The sequence below is a fragment of the Thermodesulfobacteriota bacterium genome, assembly GCA_040758155.1.
GTDB lineage: Bacteria > Desulfobacterota > Deferrimicrobia > Deferrimicrobiales > Deferrimicrobiaceae > UBA2219.
In genome coordinates this window covers 1-6,281 of sequence record JBFLWB010000206.1, presented here as the reverse complement: position 1 = coordinate 6,281, position 6,281 = coordinate 1, and the positions used below count along the sequence as shown (strand labels likewise).

5 protein-coding genes are annotated in these 6,281 nt (G+C 66.5%); 3 read left to right on the top strand and 2 right to left on the bottom strand.

What is annotated here, in order from left to right; genetic code table 11:
• Positions 1-364: NAD+ synthase (locus AB1346_14180; protein MEW6721590.1), on the top strand; the 364-nt coding region annotated here is incomplete at its 5' end.
• A 4-nt stretch (positions 365-368) separates the two neighbouring features.
• Here the strand turns inward: AB1346_14180 and AB1346_14175 are convergent.
• Positions 369-2,033 (bottom strand): NFACT RNA binding domain-containing protein, encoded by a 1,665-nt coding sequence (locus AB1346_14175; GenBank protein ID MEW6721589.1) that lies wholly within the window; start codon positions 2,031-2,033, stop codon positions 369-371.
• Between the two features lie 120 nt (positions 2,034-2,153).
• Between AB1346_14175 and AB1346_14170 the strand changes: the two genes are divergently transcribed.
• Entirely contained in the window at positions 2,154-2,615 is a 462-nt protein-coding gene (locus AB1346_14170; GenBank protein MEW6721588.1) for a hypothetical protein, read from the top strand.
• On the opposite strand, the gene AB1346_14165 is transcribed toward AB1346_14170, so the two are convergent.
• Entirely contained in the window at positions 2,572-5,316 is a 2,745-nt protein-coding gene (locus tag AB1346_14165) for an ATP-binding protein (protein MEW6721587.1), read from the bottom strand. The two genes, AB1346_14170 and AB1346_14165, sit on opposite strands and share 44 nt — an antisense overlap.
• Before the next feature lie 124 nt (positions 5,317-5,440).
• Between AB1346_14165 and AB1346_14160 the strand changes: the two genes are divergently transcribed.
• Positions 5,441-6,250, top strand: a complete 810-nt coding sequence (locus AB1346_14160; GenBank protein ID MEW6721586.1) for an alpha/beta hydrolase — start codon at positions 5,441-5,443, stop codon at positions 6,248-6,250.
• Positions 6,251-6,281: the final 31 nt, after the last annotated feature.

Below are 6,281 nucleotides of genomic sequence, written 5' to 3'. Positions count from 1 at the left end.
CGTCTTCAAGACGATGGTGTACCGCGTGTCGCGCTGGTGCAACGAGAGCCGCGGGCACGAGGTGATCCCGGAGCGGGTGATCGTCAAGCCGCCCTCGGCGGAGCTGCGGCCCGGACAGAAGGACACCGACTCCCTGCCGGAGTACGTGGTGCTCGATCCGATCCTGCGGATGTACGTGGAGGAGGACAAGACCATCGCGGAGATGGTGGCGGCGGGGCACGAGGAGGACACGGTCCGGCGGGTCGTCTCCATGGTGGACCGCAGCGAATACAAGCGACGCCAGGCCCCGCCCGGCGTGAAGATCACCCCCCGCGCCTTCGGGAGAGACCGCCGGATGCCGGTCACGTGCAGGTTGGAGGGGTAAGCGGTCAGCGCACCATCACCGTCGAGTACTTCGCGATCCGGACCAGCCCGGGCTTCGCTCCCTTGAACTTCGAGACGTGGCGCGCCTCGGCGAGGAAGACGGGCACGTTCCGCGATCCCTTCGCCTTGCTGTGGAGCACCGCCAGCCGCGCCCCTTCCTCGATCACCTCTTTGGGGATCTCCTTGCCGGGGAGCCGCTTGACGAGGACGTGGCTCCCCGGGATCCCCTGCGCGTGCAGCCAGAGGTCGTCGGGCGCCGCGAGCTCCTTGACGATCCGGTCGTTCCCGACGTTGTTTCGCCCGACGAGGATCGTGTGGCCGCGGAACTCCACGGTCTCGACCTGGGGGACGACCGGCCGGGGGCCTTCGGCCCGCCCGCCCTTCTTCTTCGCGGGTGCCTTCGACCGGGCGCCGAAGGATAGCGACAGCTCCTGCCGCACCGCGATCAGCTCGTCGCGGGTTCGCGCCGCCGCGAGCTGCTCCTCGAGCGATTCCACGTAGTAGACGCTCTCGGCCACCTCGCGCTTCCGCTTCCGGACGATCTCCATCGCGTTCTTCGCCTTCCGGGCGAGGCGGAAGCAGCGCTCCATGTTCTCCACGGGCGTCTTCGCGGGGTCCAGCGGGATGCCCATGAACGAGGTCATCCCTTTCCGGAGCTCGGCCAGGTTCGCCTTCAGCGTTTCCCCGCGGGCGCCCCCTTTCAGTCCTTCCAGCAGCCGCTCCTCGTCGCCGCCGACGTTCTCCAGCTTGTGGCGCTCCTTCTTCAGCAGCGCGGCGATCCGGGTGGAGAGCTGCTGCCGGAGCGCGGCCAGCTCCCGCGCCTCGGAGACGTCCGCGTAATACCGGTCGGCCGCGCCGTTGGCGGTCGGGCAGGGCTGGAAATCGACGAATCCCGCCGCTGGGCAGGGGAAGGGGAGGATTCGCCGCTTCCCGTTGGGCAGCGTCCCGATGCCGGGCGCGAAATCGTCCTCCTCGTACCGCCGCACCAGCTCCCGCAGCGCGACGTACAGCGCTTCGGGGCTCTCCCTCCCGCGCGCCGCGGCCTCATGCGCCGCTTCCCGCCCCAGCCCCGCCACGGAGTCCTGCAGCGTCCTGGCCAGTCCCTCGCCGCCCGTGGCATGGATCCTCGCGGCGTCCTCCGGCGTTACCGACGGCAGGAACACTCTCGCGGGGGGCGGCAGCGGCCGGTACGGGGCGCCCGCGGCGACCTCCCGGATCCGGCTCTCCTCCGGCGACACCGTCCTCAGCGGGCATAGGATCGTCCCGTCCCCTTCGACGTAGATCAGGTTGGCGTGCCGGCCGAACAGCTCCGCGTGGAGGGAGGTGCGGGCATGCTCGGCGTCGTGGCGCGTTGAAAGAAAATCGATCCGCACGGAGCGGTCGAACGGCGCGATCGCGAACGACGCGATGCGCATCCCCTCGAGGTGCTTCCTGAGGTACTGGCAGAACATGGGAGGGACGGCCGGGTTGGGGGCCTTTCGGGTGGTCAGGTGGATCCGGCAGCTCTCCGGATCGGCGGACAACAGGAGGCGCTTCTCGTCGCGTCCCGTCCAGAGCGTGAGGACGATCTCCCGGTCGGCGGGCTGGTGGACGCGGGAAACCAGCGCGCCGTGGAGGGCGGCCGAAAGCTCGGCGACGACCTGCTTGAGGAGGAGAGCGTCCATCGCCATCTATTCTACGCCGGGGAACGGCTTCTCCGGGCGCCGGTCGGTGCGCGCCTGACCGATGGCCGCGTCCTCGCCAAGGTGATAGAATGCCTGCGCCGCATCGCGTTGCGGCGGAGGTGGCGGATGAAACGTGACATCGGGCGCGTCCTGCTGGCGGCGGCATTGCTCGTCCTGTCCTCGTGCACCGCGAGCAGGAAGGAGCTGCAGCCTCCCCCTCCGCCCCCGCCACCGGTCCCCGCTCCGGCCCCGGCTCCTACACCGGCACCCGCTCCTCCCAAGATCGAAGTCGTTAAACTTCAGATGGCCGCGAACAAGGAATTCGTCGGCATCCAGCTCCGGGTGCCGGGCAGCGAAAGGAAGAACCTGCAGGCGTCGGAAATCTATCTGGTGGACGAGACGACCGGGGAGAAGTTCACGGTGGTCCGCCTCGACCGGATCGGGCGGCTGGCGGAGTTCCGGGATCCGAAGGACAAGAGCATCCACCACCTCATGTTCCGGAACCGGGACGGAAAGCTGAAGATCGGGTCGAAGATCTCCGTCGTCATAGGGACGGTGCGATACGAGCACCTTCTGATCCAGCCGTAGAAGCGCCCTCCCGGGCGTTCAGGACCTCCCGGGCCTTTCTCGAAAGTAGCCTCGGCGTGATCGGCTTCTGCAGGAACGCGCGCCCCGGAGCCATCCGGGCGAACAGCTTCTTCGCGTCCTCGGCGTACCCGGACATGTAGAGGACCGGAGTGCCCGGCCTCGCGTCCACCACCTTCTCGGCCAGCTCGATCCCGTTCATCCCGGGCATGACCAGGTCGGTCACCAGCAGGTCGATGCGCCCTTCGTGGCGGCCGACGATCTCAAGGGCGGAAGGGCCGTTCGGGGCGTCGAGGACGTTGTACCCGCTTCCCTTGAAGATCTCGACGGCGAGCTCCCGCACCATGTCCTCGTCCTCCACCAGGAGGATGGTCTTGTCGCCTTCCGGCTCCCGGTCGTCCGCCTCCCTGCGCTCCTCCTGCGCGTCCTGCTCCTTCTCCTCGGCGACGGGAAGGTAGACGGTGAAGGCGGTGCCTTCCAGGGGGGAGCTGGAGACGAGGATGTATCCGCCGCTCTGCTTGACGATCCCGTACACGGTGGCGAGGCCGAGCCCCGTTCCCTTGCCCTGCTTCTTCGTGGTGAAGAACGGCTCGAAGATCCGCGAGAGGATCTCCTCGTTCATGCCGACCCCGTTGTCGGAGACACGGAGGGTGACGTAGCGGCCCGGCGGGATGGTCAGCTCCCGTTCCGCCAGCGGGGCGTCCAGCGTCACGTTTGCCGTCGAGACGACCAGCTTCCCCCCGGCGGGCATCGCGTCCCGCGCGTTGACGCAGAGATTCATCAGGATCTGGTCCATCTGGTTCGGGTCGGCCCGGACCATCCAGAGGTCCTCCTGGGTTTCCGTGGCGAAGTCGACGTCCTCCCCGATCAGCCGGCGGAGCATCTTCCCAAGGTTCTCCACCACGGCGTCCAGCCGCAGCGGCGTCGGCTTCAGGACCTGGCGTCGGCTGAAGGCAAGGAGCTGCTGCGTCAGCGAGGCGGCGCGCTCGCCCGCCTTGTGGATCTCCTCGATCTCGCGCCGCACGGGGTTCCCCTCGTCGGTCCGCAGCAGCAGGAGCTCGCTGTATCCCGTGATCACCGAGAGCAGGTTGTTGAAGTCGTGGGCCACGCCCCCCGCCAGCTTCCCCACCGCCTCCATCTTCAGGGACTGCCGGAGCTGCTCTTCGCTGCGGCGCAGCGCTTCCTCGGCCGTCTTGGCATCCGTGATGTCCGCCAGGATCGCCATCATGGCGGAGACGTTCCCCTGCGCGTCGAGCAGGGGGGCGCCCGAGAAGGCGAGGACGATCTCCGAGCCGTCGCGGGTCCGGCCGGGGATCTCCGTGTTGGAGAACTTCCTCCCGTGCAGCACGAGATCGCACTTATCCCGCAGTTCCCGGTTCCCGTCGCCGCAAAGGAGGGGATTCGCGTGTCCGATCGTCTCCGGCTCGGTCCATCCGAACATGCGGACGGCCGCCGGGTTCCACACACGCACCGTCCCGGAGGCGTCGCTGACGACCACCGCCAGCGGAGAAGCGTCGATCAGGGAATGCAGAACATGGCTGGTCTCCTTGAACGCCGCTTCCGCCCGCGTCCGCTCCTCGAGGTGGTTCTTGATGGTCTCGAGCATGACGTCGTTCGCCCGGACCAGCGTGGAGATCTCGTTCTCCCGGGGGCCGGCGTCGGTGTCCGAGCCGGAATATTCCCGGATGGTCCGGAGCGCCTTTTCGTAGAGGCCGTTCAACGGAAGAACGAGCAGCAGCGCCAGCCCCGTGCCGGTCAGCGCGATGCCGACGAGGAGGATCAGCCCCCACTGCATCATCTTGGCCCGGTTCTTCGACATCAGCTCCCGGATGACGCTGATGTCGGTCTCGATCGCAAGGGAGAACCGTTCGTCCACAATGGTGATCGGGACATAGGTGTGCGAGCGGTAGATCTTCTTGTCCATGCGGAAGACGGGTGCGTTCCGCTCCAGGCTGATTTTGGCGAGCGCCGGATCGAACGCCTTGGACAACGCGATGTCGTAGGAGCCCGCGATCACCTTCCCGGTCGTGGCGATGAACACCTGGCTGCCCGTCTCCCGCGCGATCCGGGACGCGAATTCGTCGTCGATCCGGTTGCCGAGGATCATCACGCCGGCCGGCTTGTTCCCGCCGAAGACGTAGACCGGCACGATGGCGCGGATGCCGAAATTCTCCGGGTCCGGGTAAGGGAACGAAGTGACGACCTGCTGGCCCGTCAGCGCCTTCCCGAACGCGGGCAGCTCCGACAGCTTCCCGCCCCAGGCCCCTTTCCCCGTTCCCTTTCCGGCGCTGAAGAGGATGTTCCCGTTCGGATCGGACATGATGAAGACCGGCAGGTTCAGCTTCGGGTAGACCTGGTTCATCGCCGACACCAGCGGCTTCACGTCGCCTCTCGTCCCCTGGTAGTGGAACAGCCCGTAAACGATGTCCGTGTCGTTCTTAAGGATCCTCGCCAGGCTGGAGATCCTGTCCACCTCGGTGGTGACGATGGATTCGATCGTGCGGTGGATGTTGCGGGCCTTGTTGCTTTCCCGTTCTTCGAGCACCGCGTGGAAGGCGGACTTGTTGATGAAGTATCCGACGGTCAGGATGCCGGCGCTGATGGAGAGGAGGAGCAGGACGATCGGGATGACGATGGTGTTCCGGAAACGGATCCGGCGAATTTTCCCCTGGAGATCGCCAAGTATTTTGGTAACAGTATTCAATAGTTTTTCTCTCTTGGGACAGCCGGCACCTCACATTTCATATCGGCGATAACTGGCGGAAACTTGATTAATATTTGTTTATGTGCGGATCCTGTTGAACGGCTGCCTTAGAGGAGGGTTTGCCATGTCCTATACCGAAGCGTCCGGCATCCGGATATATTACGAGACGCATGGAGCCGGTCCCCCGTTGCTGATGATCAACGGGCTGGGAAGCGACCACCTGGAGTGGCTGTTCCAGGTGCCCGCGTTCGCGTCCCGCTTCCGGGTGGTGGTCTTCGACAACCGGGGCACGGGCAAGAGCGATGTCCCGCCGGGGCCGTACACCACCGCACAGATGGCCGACGATGCCGTCGCCCTGCTGGATGCCCTCGGGATCGCGCGCGCCCACGTCCTGGGCGTGTCGCTCGGAGGCATGATCGCCCAGGAAGTGGCTCTGCGGCACCCGGGCCGGGCGGACCGCCTGGTCCTCGGATGCACCGGTCCCGGGGGAACCCTGTCCGTCCGTCCCTCGGCGGAGGCGATGGCTCCTTTCTTAAATGCGGGAAACGAGGACCGGGAGGCGGACCTGCGGAGGATGATCCCCTACCTGTACTCGGATCCTTATATCGCGGGACGCCCGAAGGAGATCGAGGATTTCGTCCGGCGACGGCTGGAGCACCGGACCCCTGTGGAAGGATTACGTGCCCAACTTGCCGCCGCCGTTACGCACGATGCGGCCGACCGGCTCGGACGGATCCGGGCGAAGACACTGGTCATCACGGGGGACGGCGACCGGCTGGTTCCGCCGGAAAATTCCATCCGCATCGCCCGCCGGATCCCCGACGCCAAGTTGGTCATCCTCCCAGGCGCCCCGCATCGCCTCTTCGCGGAGAACGCCGACGCCTTCAACCGGGAGGTGATGGAGTTCCTGAGAGCAGAACAGGGACGTTCCTGAGAACTTCCGCAGAAGAGGGACAGACGTGGGG